Genomic DNA, 18,189 nt, shown 5'->3' on the forward strand with positions numbered 1-18,189 from the left:
CACCTTAACGCCAGCCAATGCTTCCTTAACAATTCTAAGCCGTGCTTCTTCCTTTAACCTTTTTCCCATCCCGCTCATCTCCCTCATCCCTAGTTTAAAACATTGTAGGGGGGGACTCCAATTTGATTAGGGGGCCTAGGAGAATATGCAGGTAAATTCAAAGCGCATGCCGGAAATGGGGCTGATGGCAGAAAATAACTGCCTTATGGCATCTATTTTGCACAGAAGGGTCGATATCGGCAAAAAAAGCTGTATATTCGCAGGCTTTAAAGCAAGGGGAAAAATGCGGCGACATCAGAAAAGAAGCTGTATATTTGCAGGCTTTGCGGCGAAAAAACGACGCTGGCGGGGGAATGTCGACCTGCCGGATGGCCGATTATCCGCCAGGCCTAACGCGAATGCAGCGTCGGACCGACATTAACGATAGCGGATATAGCGGGGGGGAAGGATAATGTCTAAAGACGATCGTCTCGAGGAACAAATCAATCAGTTCTACGAGCTCGGGCCGGACGTGCACGATGCGCTCCCGATCAAGGATTATTTGCTCAAGCACGAGAATAACCAAATGGCTTGGTATTTACTCGGCAAGCAGTATCTGTCCCGCGGACAGGAGGCTAAGGCGAACTATTGCTTTGCGCAAGCCGGCGCGGTGTACGAAGCGTTCGAGTCCAAAAAAAGTCCGCAGCTGAGCGCGGGGGAGAACGCGGTTCCCCCGGGCAAAACAGCCAAGGCAAGCTCCGTTCGCAGGCGGCGTGCCGGCTGGCTGGCGGCGGCGGGCGGAGCAGCGTTGCTTGTTCTCGGCGTGTTCGCATACGCAGAACGGGCGGCCGCGCCGGAAGAGACGGAGCTGGCAAGCGCCGCCGGACAGACCGATACGGCCGTTCCGGCGGGAGGCCGGCCATCGCCAGGCCAAGCCTCGCCTTCAACGGATCAAGCAAGCGGCGGCAAAGGCGCAACGTCAGCACAAGGCGGCGGCTCGGCGAAGCCGGTCGGCTTGATGGCGGCCGCGGCCGATCGGGACGGCGCCGGGCAGGCCGTATTGGGCGACCTGCTCCTGGCGCAAGATCAGGCGGGACCTTCGACTTTGTTCAAGTCGCCGCGACTGGGCAAATGGATCGATTGGGTGAAGGCCGGCGCTCCGATCGCGCAGGTCTCTGCGCCAGCCAATCGGGCGGCGGCGAGCGTCGACTGGTACGATTCGGGCTGGTGTCCGTGCGGCACGGCGCAGGACGCCAAGCCGACAGCGGCGCGGATCGCTGCCTGGAAGCCGCTGCAGGAAAGCAAGCTTGTGCTGCGGTCGGCGATGATCGCCTACAAGCAGCGCACGGGCAAGTGGCCGGCTTCGCCCAAGGATCTGGCGGCAGCCTACCCCGCCAATACCATGTCGGGCTGGAACGCCGAGCAGACGGCATGGTTCGGCGAGCTGTCGGCGGCGCTCGCGGCCAAGACTGCGCCTGCGGGCGCGCGGGCGGGATGGCCCAATAAGACGGGGCCGGCCGCAGGCAACGGAGCGCCGGCGGGCACGCTGGCATCGCTTGCCGAGCAGCCGATCGAGATCGTCATCGACAAGACGAGACATCGCTTGGCAGTGATCAGCGGCGGCGTACTGCTGCGTAATTATGAAGTGGGGCTCGGCGCGAAGGATACGCCGACGCCGGAAGGAAGCTTCGTCATTACCGAAAAAGTAAGAAATCCGAACGGCAGCGCGACGGGAGCGTTCGGAAGCAGAGGGATGACGCTGTCGGACACGCTGTATGCGATTCATGGCACGGACGAGCCTACGAGCGTCGGCAAAGACGAATCGCACGGCTGCGCGAGGATGAACAAGGAAGACGTCGAGGAGCTGTTCGATCTGGTGCAGATAGGCACGAAGGTGACGATAAGCAAAGGGGGGCTGCCCGTCGAACTGCGCGCGCCGGAAAAGCGCTTCAAGCTGAAGCCCGCGCAGAACGAGACCAACCCCTCCAAAAAATACGAATGGCTAAGTTAACGGTTGCTCCCTATGGATTGACGATCAGGAGAACGGCCACCGCGATGACGATGACGCCGAAAATGGTACCCGCGATGATGATCCCGCGCTTGTTGACCTGCTCCTTGACCTCAGGTTTGCGGTGAATCGGTGCTTGTTTTTTTGGCGCGCTCATGGGAATCAACCTTTCCAATTTACATAATCGACATATGCTACTATTGTAAACGCTTGATCTTTAAAACGCCAGATGAAACGGGCGCTCGCGAGGGCGATATTCCCTTTTCTTTTGGCGCAGAAAAGGCTAAACTGATACGCGAGGGTTTTATGCGGCTTATCCGTTTGACGCCGCGATTTGAAAGGATGCTGAAACGCTTGTATAAGTGGGTTAAACCCCTGTTTTTCAAAATGGATCCCGAAGACGCCCATCACCTCGTGGTAGACGGCATGGGCACCGCTTCCCGGGTTCCTGGCGTGCCGGCGCTGTTATCCGGCATATGGGGAGTTCCGGAATCGCCGGAGCTGACCGTTGATCTGCTCGGCTTCCAGTTCCGCCATCCCGTCGGACTCGCGGCGGGACTCGACAAAAACGCGAAGGCCGTCCGAGGCTTCGGCAGCGTCGGCCTGTCGTTCCTCGAGGTCGGAACCGTGACGCCCAAGGGACAGCCGGGCAACGATCGCCCGCGGCTGTTCCGCCTGCCGCCCGACGAGGCGCTCATCAACCGGATGGGCTTCAACAACGAGGGCGCGGACGCCATGGCGGCTAGGCTCTCGCGGCTTGGCAAGCGCAAGGTTCCCTTGGCCGTGAATATCGGCAAAAACAAGGCGACGCCTAATGAAGACGCGGCTTCCGATTACCGGGCTTGTCTGGCCAAGCTGTATCCGTACGGCGATCTGTTCGTCGTTAATATCAGCTCGCCCAATACGCCGGATCTGCGGGCGCTGCAGCACGGCGACGAGCTGCGCGACCTGCTGGCCGCGGTCAAGGAAGAGATGGAGATCCAAGCCGCCGCGCACGGCGAGCTGCCCAAGCCGATCCTCGTCAAGCTCGCGCCGGACAATGACGAGGAGCAGCTCTCCTACATGGCGCAGGCGATCTTGGAGAGCGGCATCTCCGGCATCATCGCCACCAACACGACGATCGGCCGGGAAGGGCTCACGCACGCGAACAAGACCGAGACGGGCGGCCTCAGCGGACGCCCGCTCACGCAGCGCTCCACGGAAGTGATCCGCTCCTTGTACCGCATGACTGAAGGCCGGCTGCCGATCGTCGGGTCGGGCGGCATTTTCACGGCGCAGGACGCCTACGACAAGATTCGCGCCGGCGCGTCTTTGGTGGAGGTATACACTTCGCTGATTTACAAAGGCCCGGGCGTCGTCAAAGAGATCGCCGCAGGCTTGAAGCGCCTTCTCAAGCAAGACGGATTCACCCGGATCACCCAGGCGGTCGGCGCCGATCACCGGCGTTAGTCGCGGCTGCGAAGGCATCCGTTCGCAAGTAACACGATAGCGCGGCAATGCGGCAGGAAAGGATGCGTAGACGTATGGACGGAAGAGACTGGAGCAAGTTCCTGTTGCCCTACCAGCAGGCCGTAGAGGAGCTTAAGATCAAGCTGAAGTCGCTGCGCACCGAGCTGAAGGCCCGCGACGAATACGCGCCGATCGAGTTCGTGACCGGCAGGGTCAAGCGGATCTCGAGTATCCTGGAAAAGGCGAAGCGGCTCAGCGTACCGATCGACCAGATCGAGACGGGTATCGAGGATATCGCGGGCATTCGCATCATGTGCCAATTCGTGGAGGACATTCACAGAGTCGCGGACATGATCCGGATCCGCAAGGATCTGCGGCTCGTCTACGAAAAGGATTATATTACGAATTATAAAGACAGCGGCTACCGGAGCTACCATATCATCGTCGAATATCCCGTGCAGACTTCGCTGGGCTCGATGCCGGTGCTCGCGGAGATCCAGATCCGCACGCTCGCCATGAACTTCTGGGCGACGATCGAGCATTCCCTGAACTATAAATACCGCGAGCAGCTGCCGGAGCATGTCAGGGAGCGCCTGCGCAAAGCCGCCGAAGCCGCCTTCGCCCTCGATCGCGAGATGTCGAGCATCCGTCAGGAGATCGTGGATGCCCAGCAGGACTTCGAAGAGAAGTCGGGCATCGTGCGCAAGGTGCTCAACGATATCCAGGGTCTGTACTTCTTCCGCCGCGTCCGAGAGGCTGCGCAGTTCCAGCTGCGGTTCAACGAGCTGTGGGAGCAGGAGGATATGTGGGCGCTGGCGGAGCTGTCGCAGGAGATTCAGGCGGCGCTCGCCAGGGCGGGCAAGAACAGCAGCCAGTAGCGGTCTGGCCGCGCGCCGCCGCCTCGCAGGCATGAGGATTTTTGCGAGCGCGATGCGGTTGCGGTCGGTGCGGACTGCCTGCCGGCCGCTCATGGCCGGGCAAGGCTTAAAGGAGAGTTCGGGCCGGTTGCATGCGGCCCGGAGGCTCTCTTTTTTTATACGAGGAAACGTCGGAAATGCTGCTCCCACAGGCGGAGAGAAGGAGGCGGCGATGGCGCTGCCCAAGGAATACGTGAATACGATGCGCGAGCTGCTGGGCGAAGAGGCCGAGCCTTTTCTGAACAGCTACGGCGAGCCCAAGAAAACGGCGATCAGGCTGAACGGGCTGAAGGACGAGCCCGGCGCCTTCGGGCAAGCGGGCAAGCCTTCGGCGGGACGGTCCTTCGTTCAGGGCAGAGATCCGGTGCCATGGGCGGCAGGCGCTTATTATACGGATGAGACCGAGCGCCCCGGCAAGCATCCTTATTACTACGCCGGTCTCTACTATATACAAGAGCCGAGCGCGATGCTGCCCGCCGAGCTGCTCGATCCGCAGCCGGGGCAGCGCGTCCTCGATCTGTGCGCGGCGCCAGGCGGCAAGTCGACGCAGCTGGCTGCCAAGATGCGCGGCACGGGCTTGCTCGTGACGAACGATCTGGCCACGGAGCGCACGAAGGCGCTGGCAAAAAATATCGAACGTGCGGGCATCAGCGGCGCTGTCGTCACGAACGAGGCGCCTGCGAAGCTGGCGGCGGCATTCGGCGCGACGTTCGACCGGGTGCTTGTGGACGCGCCGTGCTCGGGCGAAGGGATGTTCCGCAAGGACGAGGACATGGTCCGGCAGTGGGACGCGGATGCCCCGGCCAGATATGCGGCCATGCAGGACGATATCATGCGGGAGGCGGCCAGATTGGTCGCGCCGGGCGGACGTCTCGTTTATTCGACCTGTACGTTTTCTCCCGTGGAAAACGAGGGGACGATCGCCCGATTTTTAGCCGCGCATCCGGACTTCGACGTCGTGGCGACAGAATCGCCCGCGGAATGGGGATTCGCGCCGGGCAGGCCCGAATGGCTGAGCCCGGAGGAAGCCGCCGCGCTCGGACCTGAACGTGCGGCGCGCTTGGCCGGGACGGTAAGGCTGTGGCCGCATCGCGTACGCGGCGAAGGCCATTTTGCCGCGCTGCTCGAACGGACGGCTCAGACGGGCATGACGGTATTTGAACCGTCGCCGGAGCGCGAATCCGCTGGAATCGCAGCCGCGGAAAGGGGCAAGGCGGGCGGTAATGCGGGCGGCTCATCGGTCAAGGATGCGAAGCGCGGGAAGCGGACGACAACGGATCGGCGCGGGGCCGACGCAAACGGGCGCGGACGTCCGGCAAGTCTTCATGATCGCGCGGGCGGAGATTCCGATACGGTCGCGCGGTTTGAGGCGTTTTTGCGGGAAAGCCTGCCTGGCTGGAAGCCGCCCGGAACGATCCGGATCAAGGGCGACCACGTGTACGCCGTCTCCGAGCTCGCGGGGGACATGCAGGGGCTGCGCCTCGTGCGCGGAGGCTGGCTGCTCGGCCTGGCGACCAAGCACCGGTTCGAGCCTTCCCAAGCGCTTGCTATGGGGCTCAAGCCACACCAGGCCGCGCTCTGCCTGCAGCTCGCGGGCGAGGACGAGGATGCGATCCGGTATTTAAAGGGAGAAACGCTGCAGCCGGCACCAGCGAAGGTCGTCGGCCTTAACGGCGAGCCGGCGGCGGCGGACAAGCGGGGCTGGGCGCTGGTCTGCCTGGACGGTTATCCGCTTGGATGGGGCCGATGGGACGGAGCGACGCTTAAAAACGAATTGCTGCCGGGTTGGCGGCAGATGTAGCGATTTTCTTGACGGAAACGAAGGAGAAGCCATGAAAACGAAAATGAGATTGGACAAAATGCTCGGAAATCTCGGTTACGGTACGCGAAGCGTCTTGAAGGCGCTCGTCCGTAAAGGAGCGGTGACCGTAAACGGCGCCCGCGTCAAGGAACCGGGCATGCAGATCGATCCGCACGCGGACGAGGTCGTGCTGGAAGGGGAGCGTATCGTCTACCGCGATACGCTATACGTCATGCTCCACAAACCGGCCGGCTTCGTGTCCGCGACCGAGGACAATCGCGACCGCACGGTGCTCGAGCTGCTGCCGGAAGAGCTGCGCGTGTTTTCGCCTTTTCCGGTCGGACGTCTGGACAAGGACACGGAGGGATTGCTGCTGCTCACGAACGACGGCAAGCTGTCTCACGATCTGCTGTCTCCGCGCAAGCATGTGCCGAAGACCTACCTGGCGCTCGTAGCCGGCCTCGTCGGCTCGGAAGACATCGCGACCTTCGCCACGGGCGTGACGCTGGACGACGGCTATGTGACGCTGCCGGCAGCGCTGCGCGTGCTCTCAAGTCCGAAGATTGAAGCGGATCTCGCCGCCGACGGCATCGCGGGTAACATGCGGGCGTCGTCTACTTTTACGATGGACGAGGCGATCGGGCGCCTCGATACGTTCCCCGCGCTGTTGACGAACCGGACGAGCTGGCAGGAAGCGGTCGCCGCAGGCGAACCCCTGAGCTGGATCGAGCTGACGATCGCGGAAGGCAAGTATCATCAGGTTAAACGGATGTTCGAGGCAGTCGGTAAAAAAGTGCTTTATTTGCGCAGAACCGAGATGGGGCCGCTTCCGCTCGACGAGACGCTGGCACCGGGGCAGTGGCGGGAGTTGGCGGAGGACGAGCTCGAACGCTTGCGCAATTACAAGAAAACGGAGGACCGAACTTAATGAAATACAGGCTGATCGCGCTGGATGTCGACGGCACGCTTATTAACGACGACCATGAGCTGACGACGAGAGTGAAGCGGTCGGTAACCGCGGCCGCGGCCGCAGGCGCCGAGATCGTCCTGTGCACGGGCAGAGGCTCGGCGAGCGCGCTGTCGGTGCTGGCGCAGCTCGGATTGTCCGGGACGGTCATCACCCACAATGGCGCCTCGATCGTGGACGGCGAATCCCGTGAAATTTTGCAGGAGTCTCCGATCGGCGCCGACGAGATAGACCGCTATCTGGCGCTGTGCAGAGAGCGCGGCATTCACTTCGATCTGAATACGGCGTTCGACATCTACGTGGAGCAATTAAACGAGCAGACCGCGTCCATGTACGCGCGTATGCTATCCGAGCCGATTTTGAGGTCGCGGGAGGACCGTTATCCCGACCGGACCGTCAAAATATCCCTGTTCGCACCCAAGGAAGATCTTGACGAGCTGGAGGCGCATTGGCAAGCGTGGCGCCACGAGCTGCAGACGATCCGAAGCGGAGACTACTTTATCGACCTTCAGCACAGGGAAGCCTCCAAAGGAACGGCGCTCAAGCAATGGGCGGAAAAGCGGGGCATCCCGCGCGAGCAGGTGCTGGCGATCGGCAACTATTATAACGACGTCGGCATGCTGCAGTATGCCGGATACGGCGTAGCGATGGACAATTCTCCGCCCGAGGTCAAAGCCGTCGCGGACGCGGTAACGGCCTCGAACAACGAGGACGGGGTCGCGCTGGTGCTCGAGGCTTGTCTGGCAGGCGCATCGACGCCTTCGCGGTAACGTCGCGGTAAAGCTGCGGATAAAGAGAAAAAGCCGGCCCGAGGGCCGGCTTTTTAGCGTTGCTAAAGGACATGGGGATTAGAAGAAGCCTGCGCGAAGGATAATCACGAGCAGTATGAAAAGCACCAGAACGAACGCAGCGGACGAACCGTAGCCACCTGCAACACCGGACATGCGAATTCCTCCTTTGTCATTCAATCGGGCTCCGAGGGAGCGGCGGGAACTTCGTTCCCGTTTGCCGCGTCGCCGCTCGGAATAATGTATAGTATGACAAATTGCCGGTGCGGATTGGACAGATGCCCGGGTCGCCTTTATTTTGGGCGCGGATCTTTTTGTCCCGCGCTCGCGTTCAATTCATTCTCAGACCTTTGGGATAATGGTTTTTCAGCTGGCCGCCGCTCGCCTTGAACCAGCCGAGCGGGTAACCGTCCGCGCATAGAAGACCCCATCCGAGCGCAGGCGCGCCTTCGCGTTCGCCCTGTTCGTCGAACAAAGCTTCCCCGCGCAAATAGGCAACGACTTCTTGGCTGCGTGCCGGATAATCGCGCGTCAGCGCGGCTTGATCTGCCCGGACGGCATGCGCCAACGCGTGGGCAGGTTCGAATCTGCCTTTTTTGATGTCGCCCAGGTGAAGGCCGGGCCGGTGCGTCCGAAGCCCGCCGAGCGATTCGGCCGGAAGCGGAGAGCCTTCGGGCTGCGGGTACCAATACAGCGACTCGCCGAACAGCAGCGGGACGCCCGCCGGGGGCAAAGCGTAACCCGGCAGCGACTGCGCGGCGAACGACTGGTAAAGCTTAAGCGCGGACAGTGCGCCTGCGGCGTCGGCGCGCGGCGCTTTGCCGCCTTTGGCGCGTCTCTTTTCCGGTTGACCGGGATCGTTCTCGTTCCTGGCGGCCTTTTCCAGCACGGCGGCGAAGTGTCCTTCGCCTTCCCCTCGCTGCGGCCACATGCGCCGCGTCGAGACGAGCTTGAATGCCGGATGCCCCGCCAAAAACCAGGCGATCGTCTCCTCGTTCTCCTCGCGGTTGAACGTACAAGTGGAGTAGACGAGCCTGCCGCCGGGCTTAAGCATAGCGGCCGCGTCGGGCAGAATGTCCCGTTGCCGCGCCGCGCACATCGCCACTGCGTCCGTTGACCATTCCGCGCAGGCTTCGGGCTCCTTGCGGAACATGCCTTCGCCCGAGCAAGGCGCGTCGAGCATGATCTTGTCGAAGGCTCCGGGCAGACGTCCCGCGAGCTCGCCGGGCGTCGCCTGCACGACGACGGCGTTCGCGATGCCGAGCCGTTCGACATTCTCGGAGAGAATGCGCGCACGGCCCGGATGAATCTCGTTGGCGACGAGCAGACCGTCGCCCTGAAGCTTGGCGGCGATCTGCGTCGTCTTGCCGCCCGGTGCCGCGGCCAGGTCCAGCACGATGTCGCCGGGCCGCGGGTCGAGCAGCTCCGCGGCGATCATGGCGCTCGGCTCCTGAATATAATAGAGGCCGGCATGATGAAGCGGATGCTTGCCGGGCCGGGTCGCGCCGTCGTAGGTGAAGCCCGTCCCGCACCATGGAACGGGAACGAGCCCGAACTCGGCCGCAAGCGATCGCCATGCCTGATGGTCGTCCGCGGCGGAGAGCTTGATCGTATGAAGGCGAAGCCCGTACGAACGGGGCGCCTCCATGCTGCGCAGAAAGGCGCCTGTCTCCTCGCCCAGCTGGGCGGCAATTCGTTCGATATAGGTTGAAGGCAGCGCTGGCATGTGATAGCTCCTTACAGTTGATCGTATAACGATACGCGGTTTTTGCCCGAGCGTTTGGAGCGGTACATCGCTTCGTCCGCGTTTTTCATGAGCTGCTCGGCCTTGACGCCCGGCTTAGACAGCGCGCAGCCGACGCTCACGGTCACGATCGTCTCTTTGGCGATGCGAGAGCGGATGCGCTCGGCCACGGCGGAGGCGTCGGGAGAGGCCGAATGGACAAATGCGACCAGCTCTTCGCCGCCATAGCGGCCTGCGAGACCGATGCCTTCCGTCTCCTCTCGGAGGATAGCGGCCGCTTGCTTAAGGACGACGTCCGCAGCCTGGTGTCCCTTGGTGTCGTTGAGCTTCTTGAAGTCGTCGATATCGCAAAAAATCGCGCCGACAGCGTCTTGACCCGCATGCTCCAACGACTTCTCCAGACGGGCGGTAAAGAAACGCCGATTGTACAAGTCGGTCAATCCATCGGTAATGGAGGACCGGTATGCGGTCTGCATCAGCTCCACGACGCGCTCGAAAAGAATCATAAACAGAACGATATAATAGAACACGGGCAATATGGCGGACATCAGATCGAGAATAGGCGAACTGGCGCCGAAATCGCGGGTCAAAAACGCGGCGAGCTGCCCGAAAAAAGCAAAGCAAAGACTGACGGCATAACGCGTGCGCTGCCTAAGATGAGGCGCGAACATCACCGCGAAAAGGGCCGACAGCAGGAGCACGTAGCCGTCTTCGAGCGCCAAGAGCAGGTTCGTCCGTTCCCGGGTTACCGCGTCCGCCAGCCCGGCGACCGGTTGTCCCGTCGCCGACAGCAGATTGCATACCGCGATCGTGACGCCGACGGCGAGCAAGCCGTAAAACCAGGCGCGCGTGCGCGCCCGCTTCCTGTAGTATAATTCGAAGAAGGCGAAGTTAAGCGCAACGAACGCGGCTATGTAAAGGATGCCGCTCAGTTGGGGAACCGAACGCCCCTCCAGTAGATTCAAGCCGTCGGCGAGCGCCAGTCCGTGATAGACGGCGAGCATGGACAGCGCGAGCAGAAGCAGCCGAAAAGCGCTGCTGCGATTGCCGGCGATCAGCCGGTAGGCCATAAACATCATCAGGCCGATGATCACGGCGGATGCGGCGGAAGAGGAAGCGAACAGCAGCTCGCGATTGTTCCAGAAGTCTTGAACGTCCATGCGTATCCCCTTGCATCCGGTCCTAGAATCCGCGCGAAGCGGTGCCGGCCGGCGGCTTCGGACCGACGGCGCCTGCCCTCGCTTGCAGAAACATATGTTCCACTATATCATAATTTAGACAATACGAGATAGTAGGGCTATAAGGAGGAATCGCCGATGAATATTTTACAGGCGTTGTTTTTCCCCCCGGAGCAACCGGGCGGCGTATCTTCCATGGTGCCCTATATCGGCGAGCGTTTCCGCAAGATCGGATGGGATATAGAGCTGTTCTCGATTCCGAAGCGAATCCGGAACAAGGGGCAGGAACCTTTTGAATTCGATACGTTCGACTGGCGTCTCTATGCGGGCAACCCGGTCGTGGACAAATATATGCAGACGCTAAAAGATTACGTATGGTGGACCAAGCTGCGGCTGAAGAGCGGCTACGATCTGATCCATGCGCACCATCCCGTCGCTGCGCTCGCGCTTCGGAAGATTTACCCGGACACGCCGCTCGTCATGACCGTGCACTCCAGCTTCGAGCGCGAGCTGATCCTGAACGGACGCATCGCGGCGAACGGTCCCGAGCACCGGTTTCTAACGTCGCTTTACGGCGAGCTCGAGGCCAAAACGGACAAAATGCTGACGGTATCGCAATCGTTCGCCGGCTATATGGGCGCCTATATGAAAAGTCCGGCGCTCGTCGGCGTCATTCCGAACGGGTACGACGAACGCCGCTTCAAGCCGATCTCCCACGACAACGAGGTGGCCCAGATCGTTACGGTGTGCCGTCTCGTCCCGGCGAAGGGCATCGACCTGCTCATCAAGGCCTGCGCCGAGCTTCGCAAAAAGGACCGGAAGTTCGTGCTGCACATTATCGGCGACGGCCCGATCCGTCCAGAGCTGGAAAGCTTGGCGCAAGCGGAGGGCATATACGACGACACGATTTTTTACGGATACATGCTTCATCCCGAGGAAATGCTGCCGTTTTTCGATATTTTCGTGCTCCCGTCGCGAGCCGAAGCCTTTGGCTCCGTGTTCGCCGAAGCCGCGCTCTGCCTGCTTTCCCTGATCGGCACCGACGTCGGCGGCATCGCCGAGCAGATCGAGGACGGCGTCAACGGCCTGCTTGTCCCGGGCGAAGACCCGAAGGCGCTGGCGGACGCCATCGACAAGTTCATTCTCGATCCGCACTACCGCTACGAGCTGGCGCGCGCCGCCTGGAACAAGGCCAAAAAGACGTATTCGCTCAATCGCGTCATCCAGGAACTGAAAAAAATCTATATCGATCTCGGTCCGCCGGTCGAAGAGACGACCTGAGGCGAAGGGCGCCGGGAACCATCTTGAAATTGGAGTTGAGAGGATGCAGCCGCCATTTCGGTTCATGCATGCCGCCGACCTACACTTGGACAGTCCGTTCCGCGGACTGTCCAAAGTTCCTTCTGCGGTCCGCGAGCGGCTTAAAAATTCCACGTTGAACGCGTTCGACAATCTCGTCGAGACGGTGCTGCGGGAGGAACTGGACTTCCTCGTGTTGTCGGGCGATCTGTACGACGCGGCCGACCGTTCGCTTCGCGCGCAGCTTCGCATGCAGAAGGCGATGGGCAGGCTGGCGGAGGCGGGCGTGCAGGCGTTCGTCGTGCACGGCAACCACGATCCGTCCGGCGGACGGTCCGCGCGGCTCGATTGGCCCGCTTCGGTGCATGTGTTCGGGACGGAGGAGGTCGGCTGCCGGCCGGCCTATACGCGCCAAGGAGAGCTGGCGGCGCATGTATACGGAATTTCTTATATGGAGTCGGCGGTCAAGGACAACCTTGCGCTGCGCTACCGGGTGAGCGAAGGCGCTCCTTTTCATCTGGCCGTGCTGCACGGCAACATCGACGGCCTGGAAGGACACGACAACTATGCGCCGTGCAAGCTCGCGGAGCTGGCGGCGTCCGGCTTCGACTACTGGGCGTTCGGGCACATACACGATCGACGCGTGCTGCACGAGTACCCGCATGTCGTCTATCCGGGCAATATTCAGGGACGGAGCATCCGCGAAACGGGACCGAAAGGCGCGTACCGCGTCGACGTCTCGGAGCAGGGACGCATCGCGCTATCGTTTCGCGAGCTGTCGGAAGTGAGATGGCTCGTGCGCGAGGTGCGAATCGGCGAAGAAGACGGCGAGCAGGCGCTTCAGGACAGGCTGCTCGAGGCCGCCGAAGACGCGCGCCGCGAAGCCGAAGGCAGACCCCTGGTGCTTCGTCTGCGTCTAACGGGCAGCGGTGCGCTGCTTGAACGCTTGCTGCGGGACGGCGAGGCGGAGGAATGGGAAGGCGAGCTGAGGAGCTGGCTGGGGGCGCCCGACGAGCGGGACGACTGGGTCTGGGTCGAGCGTATTGCGGTCGAGGCAAGCGGCGGTTCGCGCGCGGAGGTCGCGTCGCCCGAGGACGGGTTCTTGGGCGAGCTGCTGCGGCTCTCCGCCGCTTCCGCGTCGGATCCGGCCGCTTCGAGGGCGCTGCTGCGCGAAGCGGCCGAGCCGCTGCGGCACCATCCGAAGCTGCGGCAGTGGCTGGACGGGCGCGGCGACGCGCAGCGGTCCGAGCTGATCGCGCGCGCTGGCGAGCTGGCGGCGGCGCTGCTTCGGGATAGCGGCGAATGACGCGTGCGGGAAGCCGGGCGTGGCATGCATGGCAGATGCGTACGGGAAGCCTAGCGTGGCAAGCATGGCAGTTGTTGCCGCTGAAGAGAACCGGGCGTAATCCGACAGGGAGGCGCAAGCGATGCACATAGAGGAACTGCATATCGACGGCTTCGGTCCGCTGTCCGGCGTGCAGCTTCGGTTCGACGCGCAGACGACGGTCGTCTGGGGACCTAACGAAGCGGGCAAAAGCACGCTGCTTCGGTTCATGCGAAGCATGCTTTACGGCTTCGCGACGCGCGCGCAGCTGCCCGAGCGGGGCGAGCCCGTCGGCGGGGGCCGTCACGGCGGACGTCTCGTTCTGCGGGACGAGCTGGGCCGCCAGCGAGTTCTCGAGCGGTACGCGGACGCCCCGCAGCGCAAAGGCGCGCCTGTCGCGACGCTGCGGGAAGCGGACGGCGCCGAACGACGGCTCACGCAGGCGGAGATCGAGCGGCTGCTGCTCGGCGGCGTGTCGGAGACGCTGTTCAGGCAGCTGTACGCCGTCAGCCTGGACGAGCTGCACGAGCTTCGTTCGCTAAAGGGCGACGAGATCGGCAATTTTCTGTACCACGCAGGCATGGCTGGCGGCGCGGCATTGACGTCGGCAGGCAAACGGCTACGGGCCGAAATGGATCGGCTGTACCGTCCGAAGGGCTCCGTACAGGAAATGGGCGAGCTGCTGGCGCGGATCCGGGAGCTGGAGAGCCGCCTTCGGCAAGGCCGTCAAGGGCTCGGCGCCTATCAGGAAGCGCTCGAACGGCTAGCGGCGCTAAACGAGCGCGCGGCAGAGCTGGATCGCGCGCTGCCGCAGCTCCGCGTCAAAGCCGCCGAAGCGCAGGGGGCGCAGGGCGGCCGCGAATGGTGGCTGCGCGCCGCCGCGCTCCGCGGCGAAGAAGAAGCGATCGCGGCGTCGCTCGCCGAGGCGATCCGCTCGGCCGACCCGCTGCCGGCCGAGGCTGCGGCGGAATGGCGGCAGCTTAGCGAGCGCAAAGCGTTGGCGGGCGCCGCCGCGAGGCAGGCGGCGGCAGAGCGGGGGCGGCTCGAGGCGGCGTATGCCGCCCTCGTATGGGACGAGCGATTGGTCGCCCGCGCGGGCGAGCTGGCGGCGATGGATCTGCGCGGCGACGCGCTTGAGGCGAGGCGGGGCGAGTTGGCCGGCCTTGAGTCGGACATGCGCCTCGCGGAGGAGGCGGCTGCCGCCGCGCTGCTCCGCCTCGGGCCGGGCTGGCGGGCGGCGGACGCGGAGGCCGTCGCCGCGCTCGGAGAGCGCGAGGAGGCGCGCGTCATCGGCGAGCGCCTGGCGGAAGAAGAGCGAAGACGCGAGCTGCTGGCCGCAGAGGCGCAGCGGCTGCGCCGCCAGCTTGCGGCATTCGATCAGGAGGCGGAGCGCCGTACCGGTCAGGCTGCTGCGAGCCAGCGCGGCGCTGGCCGATTTAAGCCGGATACGCGCGACGGACTGCTGCATGCCTGGCATAGGCTTGACGACGCGCTGCAGGCTGCGGAAGCCGCGCGGCGCGAATATGCCTGGGCGGCTGCTGCCGCAGAGGCGGCGGGGATCGACGCGAACGCTTCGGCGGCTAACGTTCTCATATACGGGCATGACGGCGAGGCGAGCATGCGAGCCAGCCGAGGAGGCGGCAGCCGGACCGCGGGACGCGGCAGAGGCAGGGGGAGAGCGAGTCGTCGCGGCATCGCGCCTGGCGCTAGCGTTTCATACGCGATCGCACTGCTGTTTGGCGCTGGTGCCGCAGCTGCCCTGATCGCTGCCCTCGCATCGGAGGAAGGGCGGATCGCCTATGCGGCGCTTGCGGCCGTGCTGGCGCTGGGGGCGGGCACCGCGGCATGGGCCGGTCGGAGACAGCCGGGCGCTGCAGGTGGCGCCAATACGGATCCCGCCGTTGCGGCTTCGCTGCTAAGGCGGTTATCCGCAGCCCGAGAGGAGGAGCAGCGAACGCGGCGGCAGGCCGGCGAAGCGCTGCGCTTGCTGCTTGGGGAGCGCGAGGCCGAAGCCGAAGCGGCGGCTTCGCAGGAACGCGAAGCTGCCGGAGGCGACTTAGGCGACGGGCCGCATGAAGCCGGCGCCGCGGGCGAGCTTCGGCTCCGGCTGCGGGACAACGTCTACAGGGAGCTGGATCGGCTCGGGGAAGCGGAGGCGGAGCAAGGCCGCCACGCCGAACGGCAGGCGCGCCGAGAGGCGCTCGTGCGCGAGCTGGCAGGCGTGGAAGGCGAGCTCGCGGAGACGGAGGCGGCCATCGGCGCCGGTCGCGCGGACTGGTCCGCGTGGCTGGCGGCGCGCAAGCTGCCCGCCCAGCTGCAGCCGGCCGCGCTCCCCGAGCTCGGCCAACTCGCCGAGCAGGCGCTGCAGCAGCTGCGGCAGCGGGCCAGACTCGCGGCGCGGGCCGATGCGCTGCGGGCGGAGCGCGACGCGTTCGAGGCGGCTGCCGCGGCGCTGCTCGCGGAATGTCCGCCCGCTGCGCATAGCGGCGGCGACGCGGCGCTCGCGGTGAAGCTGCTGCACCGCGAAGCGCGGGAGCAGCTGGAGCAGGCTGCCGCGGCCCGCGGGCTGGAGGAGCGGCTTCGGCAGGCGGCAGAGGCGGAGGCCGCCGCAGTGTCCGCGTTCGAGGCCGCGGAGGCTGCCGCGTTAGCAGTCGTCCGCGCGGCCGGCGCGGACAGCGAAGACGCGTACGCGCTGCGCCTCGACGCGGACGGCCGCCGCCGGGAGCTGCGCCGGGAGCGCGCGGAAGCCGAGCTTCGGCTGTCCGCCGGCCGCGGCGAAGCGGAGCTGCAGTCGCTGCTTAGATTGCTGGAAGCGAATGACGAAGGCATGCTGGCGATGTTGGCAGACGAGGCGCGCGAGGCGGTGAGCGCCTGCGAAGCGGAGCGGGCGGAGGCGCTGGACGCGCGAGGACGCTTGTCCGAGCAGCTGGAGCGTCTTCGCCGCGAAGCGGAGACGGAGGAGACGTCGTTCGAGCTGGAGGAAATGCAAGCCGAGCTGGAACGGTTGGCGGAGCGGTATGCGCTGCTGGCAACGACGGCGGAGCTCATCCGGCGGACGCGCGTCACGTTCGAGGAAGAACGCCAGCCTGCCGTGCTGCGGCAAGCTTCGGCTTACTTTGAGGCGCTCACGGGAGGGCGGTACACGCGCATCGCGGCGCCAGGCGACATGCCCGATCTGCTCGCGGAGACGGCGGATCGCAGGATCGTCGGCAGCGCCTTCCTGAGCCGCGGGACACAGGAGCAGCTCTACCTGTCCCTGAGGCTTGCGCTGGCGGCCGCCGCTTCGCGCGAACAGGCGCTGCCGCTGCTCCTGGACGACCTGTTCGTTCATTACGACGAGATCCGGCTTAAGCGCTGCGTGAACGTCTTGAACGAGCTGTCCCATAACCGGCAGATTCTGCTGTTTACTTGTCACAGGCATGTAGCCGATACGCTCACGGAAGGCATGCCGGGCTCGCGTCTGCTTAAGCTGCCGGAGCTGACGGCGCAGGGAAGCGGCCTGAGCGGCTCCTAGACGCGGAATTTTTCATATCAAGGATATCCGACTTAAGTAAGCGGCGCGGTTCAAGAAAAGCCTTCCGGCGGGGCGGGAGGCGGCGCGGGGCGCACCCGGTCTCTGCCCATGAGCATCACCCAGCCAAGGCTTAGCATGCCGAAGATCGGGTAAAGCGTCGTCAGCAGCGGACCGAAGCCGAATTGGCCGGCCATGAAGCAGAGCAGCAGCACCAGGACGACGAGCGCGTTGAGCGGAATTTTCACCCGCTCCTGGAGCTGCAGGGACAGACCGTAAATGTCCGCGACGAGCGTCGTGAATATTTCCATGAAAATCAGGAACACGAAAATCCAGTGAATCCAAGGTCCGATTTCCCTCGCGATGCCGCCCATCGGAATTTCGAACTGCTCGACGCCGGGCATGCGCGAAGAGAGCGCCAGATGCCCGGCGAGCAGCATCCCGCCGATGCCGATGCCGCCGATCCACGCGCCTCTGCGCAGGACGACGGGGTCGCCGATCCGCGAGCCGAGCGGTACGAGCACGGCCTGCGACATCGAGAGGTTGAAGGCGCCGTACAGAAAGGGAGACAGAATGGCCGCCCATGGGGACAGCTCCATCGGCATCGTCATCCAGCGGTCGGCGCCCGGTCCCCGCAGCGTCTCGATGACGAGCACGGCCGTGAATACGATCATGACGGGTACGACCAGCGTATTGATGGCAAGAATCGCGCTCATGCCCTTGCGCAGCAATATGAAGCACGCCGTCATCGTAATGAGCAGGCCGCTCTGATAGTTCAGGTTCAGATGCTCCGAAAAAAGCGATCCGGCTCCTGCCAGCATGACTGCGTTCACGCCCAGGAGCACGAGCAGCATCAGATGGCTGATCCATGCGCCTGCCTTAGGTCCGAACAGGTGCCGGTTCAAGTCTTCGTACGATCTGGCGCGCATGGAGGCTGCCATCAGCATCATCTTGGCGCCGAGCCAGACGAACAGCGCGGTGGATACGAGAATCATCGGACCGGCCCAATTGCCGAACCGCGTAAAAAATTGCAGCACTTCGCGTCCGGTAGCGAACCCGGCGCCGACGACCGTGCCGATGAACGTGAATGCAACCTGCAGGCTTAAGCCCCATCGCCTCATCTTCGGCGGACCTCCCCCGACTCGTCCATGATTGTCCACTCTCAGTCTATGAGCGTGCCGGACGCGCCATGACAAGCCTGGGGGAAAGGATGGGAGGCTAACG

15 protein-coding genes are annotated in these 18,189 nt (G+C 63.7%); 10 read left to right on the forward strand and 5 right to left on the reverse strand.

Annotated elements, in window-relative coordinates; all coding sequences use genetic code 11:
* The first annotated feature begins 145 nt into the window (after positions 1-145).
* Together ACFOTD_RS17035 and ACFOTD_RS17040 are read left to right on the forward strand one after the other, a co-directional pair.
* Complete coding sequence (locus ACFOTD_RS17035; RefSeq protein WP_378120819.1) at positions 146-421, forward strand: hypothetical protein; 276 nt, start codon at positions 146-148, stop codon at positions 419-421.
* A 30-nt stretch (positions 422-451) separates the two neighbouring features.
* Positions 452-1,990 (forward strand): L,D-transpeptidase, encoded by a 1,539-nt coding sequence (locus tag ACFOTD_RS17040; protein ID WP_378120821.1) that lies wholly within the window; start codon positions 452-454, stop codon positions 1,988-1,990.
* A gap of 10 nt (positions 1,991-2,000) precedes the next feature.
* On the opposite strand, the gene ACFOTD_RS17045 is transcribed toward ACFOTD_RS17040, so the two are convergent.
* A complete protein-coding gene (locus ACFOTD_RS17045) occupies positions 2,001-2,144 on the reverse strand; it encodes a hypothetical protein (protein WP_378120823.1) in 144 nt (47 codons plus the stop codon).
* 185 nt (positions 2,145-2,329) lie between these two features.
* Here ACFOTD_RS17045 and ACFOTD_RS17050 point away from each other — a divergent pair, with 185 nt between their 5' ends.
* From ACFOTD_RS17050 to ACFOTD_RS17070, 5 genes are all read left to right on the forward strand, one after another.
* Positions 2,330-3,436: a quinone-dependent dihydroorotate dehydrogenase gene (locus ACFOTD_RS17050; protein WP_378120825.1), complete on the forward strand. Its 1,107-nt coding sequence runs from the start codon at positions 2,330-2,332 to the stop codon at positions 3,434-3,436.
* Between the two features lie 74 nt (positions 3,437-3,510).
* Positions 3,511-4,314, forward strand: a complete 804-nt coding sequence (gene yjbM, locus ACFOTD_RS17055) for a GTP diphosphokinase (RefSeq protein ID WP_217593872.1) — start codon at positions 3,511-3,513, stop codon at positions 4,312-4,314.
* 211 nt (positions 4,315-4,525) lie between these two features.
* Positions 4,526-6,154: an RsmB/NOP family class I SAM-dependent RNA methyltransferase gene (locus ACFOTD_RS17060; protein WP_378120827.1), complete on the forward strand. Its 1,629-nt coding sequence runs from the start codon at positions 4,526-4,528 to the stop codon at positions 6,152-6,154.
* A gap of 31 nt (positions 6,155-6,185) precedes the next feature.
* Positions 6,186-7,082, forward strand: a complete 897-nt coding sequence (locus ACFOTD_RS17065; protein WP_378120829.1) for a pseudouridine synthase — start codon at positions 6,186-6,188, stop codon at positions 7,080-7,082.
* Positions 7,082-7,891 (forward strand): Cof-type HAD-IIB family hydrolase, encoded by an 810-nt coding sequence (locus ACFOTD_RS17070; protein ID WP_378120831.1) that lies wholly within the window; start codon positions 7,082-7,084, stop codon positions 7,889-7,891. The genes ACFOTD_RS17065 and ACFOTD_RS17070 overlap by 1 nt, the downstream gene beginning before the upstream one ends.
* A 78-nt stretch (positions 7,892-7,969) precedes the next feature.
* Here ACFOTD_RS17070 and ACFOTD_RS17075 read toward each other — a convergent pair whose 3' ends face one another.
* The 3 genes from ACFOTD_RS17075 to ACFOTD_RS17085 form a co-directional block, all read right to left on the reverse strand.
* Positions 7,970-8,065: a YjcZ family sporulation protein gene (locus tag ACFOTD_RS17075; RefSeq protein WP_378120833.1), complete on the reverse strand. Its 96-nt coding sequence runs from the start codon at positions 8,063-8,065 to the stop codon at positions 7,970-7,972.
* Positions 8,066-8,240: 175 nt separating this feature from the next.
* Complete coding sequence (locus tag ACFOTD_RS17080; RefSeq protein WP_378120835.1) at positions 8,241-9,635, reverse strand: RsmB/NOP family class I SAM-dependent RNA methyltransferase; 1,395 nt, start codon at positions 9,633-9,635, stop codon at positions 8,241-8,243.
* Between the two features lie 11 nt (positions 9,636-9,646).
* On the reverse strand, positions 9,647-10,813 hold the full coding sequence (locus ACFOTD_RS17085) for a GGDEF domain-containing protein (RefSeq protein ID WP_378120836.1): 1,167 nt from the start codon (positions 10,811-10,813) through the stop codon (positions 9,647-9,649).
* A gap of 156 nt (positions 10,814-10,969) precedes the next feature.
* On the opposite strand from ACFOTD_RS17085, the gene ACFOTD_RS17090 reads away from it, so the two are divergent.
* The 3 genes from ACFOTD_RS17090 (at position 10,970) to ACFOTD_RS17100 (ending at position 16,968) form a co-directional block, all read left to right on the forward strand.
* Entirely contained in the window at positions 10,970-12,112 is a 1,143-nt protein-coding gene (locus ACFOTD_RS17090) for a glycosyltransferase family 4 protein (protein WP_378120838.1), read from the forward strand.
* A gap of 43 nt (positions 12,113-12,155) precedes the next feature.
* Positions 12,156-13,436 carry a metallophosphoesterase family protein gene (locus ACFOTD_RS17095; RefSeq protein WP_378120840.1) on the forward strand — a complete coding sequence of 427 codons (1,281 nt, stop codon included), beginning with the start codon at positions 12,156-12,158 and terminating at the stop codon, positions 13,434-13,436.
* 121 nt (positions 13,437-13,557) lie between these two features.
* On the forward strand, positions 13,558-16,968 hold the full coding sequence (locus tag ACFOTD_RS17100) for an AAA family ATPase (RefSeq protein WP_378120842.1): 3,411 nt from the start codon (positions 13,558-13,560) through the stop codon (positions 16,966-16,968).
* 50 nt (positions 16,969-17,018) lie between these two features.
* On the opposite strand, the gene ACFOTD_RS17105 is transcribed toward ACFOTD_RS17100, so the two are convergent.
* The gene (locus ACFOTD_RS17105; RefSeq protein ID WP_378120843.1) at positions 17,019-18,086 is read right to left on the reverse strand and encodes a YkvI family membrane protein; all 1,068 of its coding nucleotides are present in this window, start codon (positions 18,084-18,086) and stop codon (positions 17,019-17,021) included.
* Positions 18,087-18,189: the final 103 nt, after the last annotated feature.

Origin of the sequence: Cohnella sp. GCM10012308 (assembly GCF_042649185.1) — a bacterium.
Lineage (GTDB): Bacteria > Bacillota > Bacilli > Paenibacillales > Paenibacillaceae > Cohnella.

What these genes read in the sequence shown, in the direction of transcription:
- ACFOTD_RS17070 (WP_378120831.1), top strand. Translation starts at nt 7,082, where the DNA reads ATGAAATACAGGCTGATCGCGCTGGATGTCGACGGCACGCTTATTAAC.
- ACFOTD_RS17085 (WP_378120836.1), bottom strand. Translation starts at nt 10,813, where the DNA reads ATGGACGTTCAAGACTTCTGGAACAATCGCGAGCTGCTGTTCGCTTCC.
- ACFOTD_RS17105 (WP_378120843.1), bottom strand. Translation starts at nt 18,086, where the DNA reads ATGAGGCGATGGGGCTTAAGCCTGCAGGTTGCATTCACGTTCATCGGC.
- ACFOTD_RS17080 (WP_378120835.1), bottom strand. Translation starts at nt 9,635, where the DNA reads ATGCCAGCGCTGCCTTCAACCTATATCGAACGAATTGCCGCCCAGCTG.
- ACFOTD_RS17060 (WP_378120827.1), top strand. Translation starts at nt 4,526, where the DNA reads ATGGCGCTGCCCAAGGAATACGTGAATACGATGCGCGAGCTGCTGGGC.
- ACFOTD_RS17095 (WP_378120840.1), top strand. Translation starts at nt 12,156, where the DNA reads ATGCAGCCGCCATTTCGGTTCATGCATGCCGCCGACCTACACTTGGAC.
- ACFOTD_RS17040 (WP_378120821.1), top strand. Translation starts at nt 452, where the DNA reads ATGTCTAAAGACGATCGTCTCGAGGAACAAATCAATCAGTTCTACGAG.
- ACFOTD_RS17100 (WP_378120842.1), top strand. Translation starts at nt 13,558, where the DNA reads ATGCACATAGAGGAACTGCATATCGACGGCTTCGGTCCGCTGTCCGGC.
- ACFOTD_RS17050 (WP_378120825.1), top strand. Translation starts at nt 2,330, where the DNA reads ATGCTGAAACGCTTGTATAAGTGGGTTAAACCCCTGTTTTTCAAAATG.
- yjbM (WP_217593872.1), top strand. Translation starts at nt 3,511, where the DNA reads ATGGACGGAAGAGACTGGAGCAAGTTCCTGTTGCCCTACCAGCAGGCC.
- ACFOTD_RS17035 (WP_378120819.1), top strand. Translation starts at nt 146, where the DNA reads ATGCAGGTAAATTCAAAGCGCATGCCGGAAATGGGGCTGATGGCAGAA.
- ACFOTD_RS17075 (WP_378120833.1), bottom strand. Translation starts at nt 8,065, where the DNA reads ATGTCCGGTGTTGCAGGTGGCTACGGTTCGTCCGCTGCGTTCGTTCTG.
- ACFOTD_RS17065 (WP_378120829.1), top strand. Translation starts at nt 6,186, where the DNA reads ATGAAAACGAAAATGAGATTGGACAAAATGCTCGGAAATCTCGGTTAC.
- ACFOTD_RS17045 (WP_378120823.1), bottom strand. Translation starts at nt 2,144, where the DNA reads ATGAGCGCGCCAAAAAAACAAGCACCGATTCACCGCAAACCTGAGGTC.
- ACFOTD_RS17090 (WP_378120838.1), top strand. Translation starts at nt 10,970, where the DNA reads ATGAATATTTTACAGGCGTTGTTTTTCCCCCCGGAGCAACCGGGCGGC.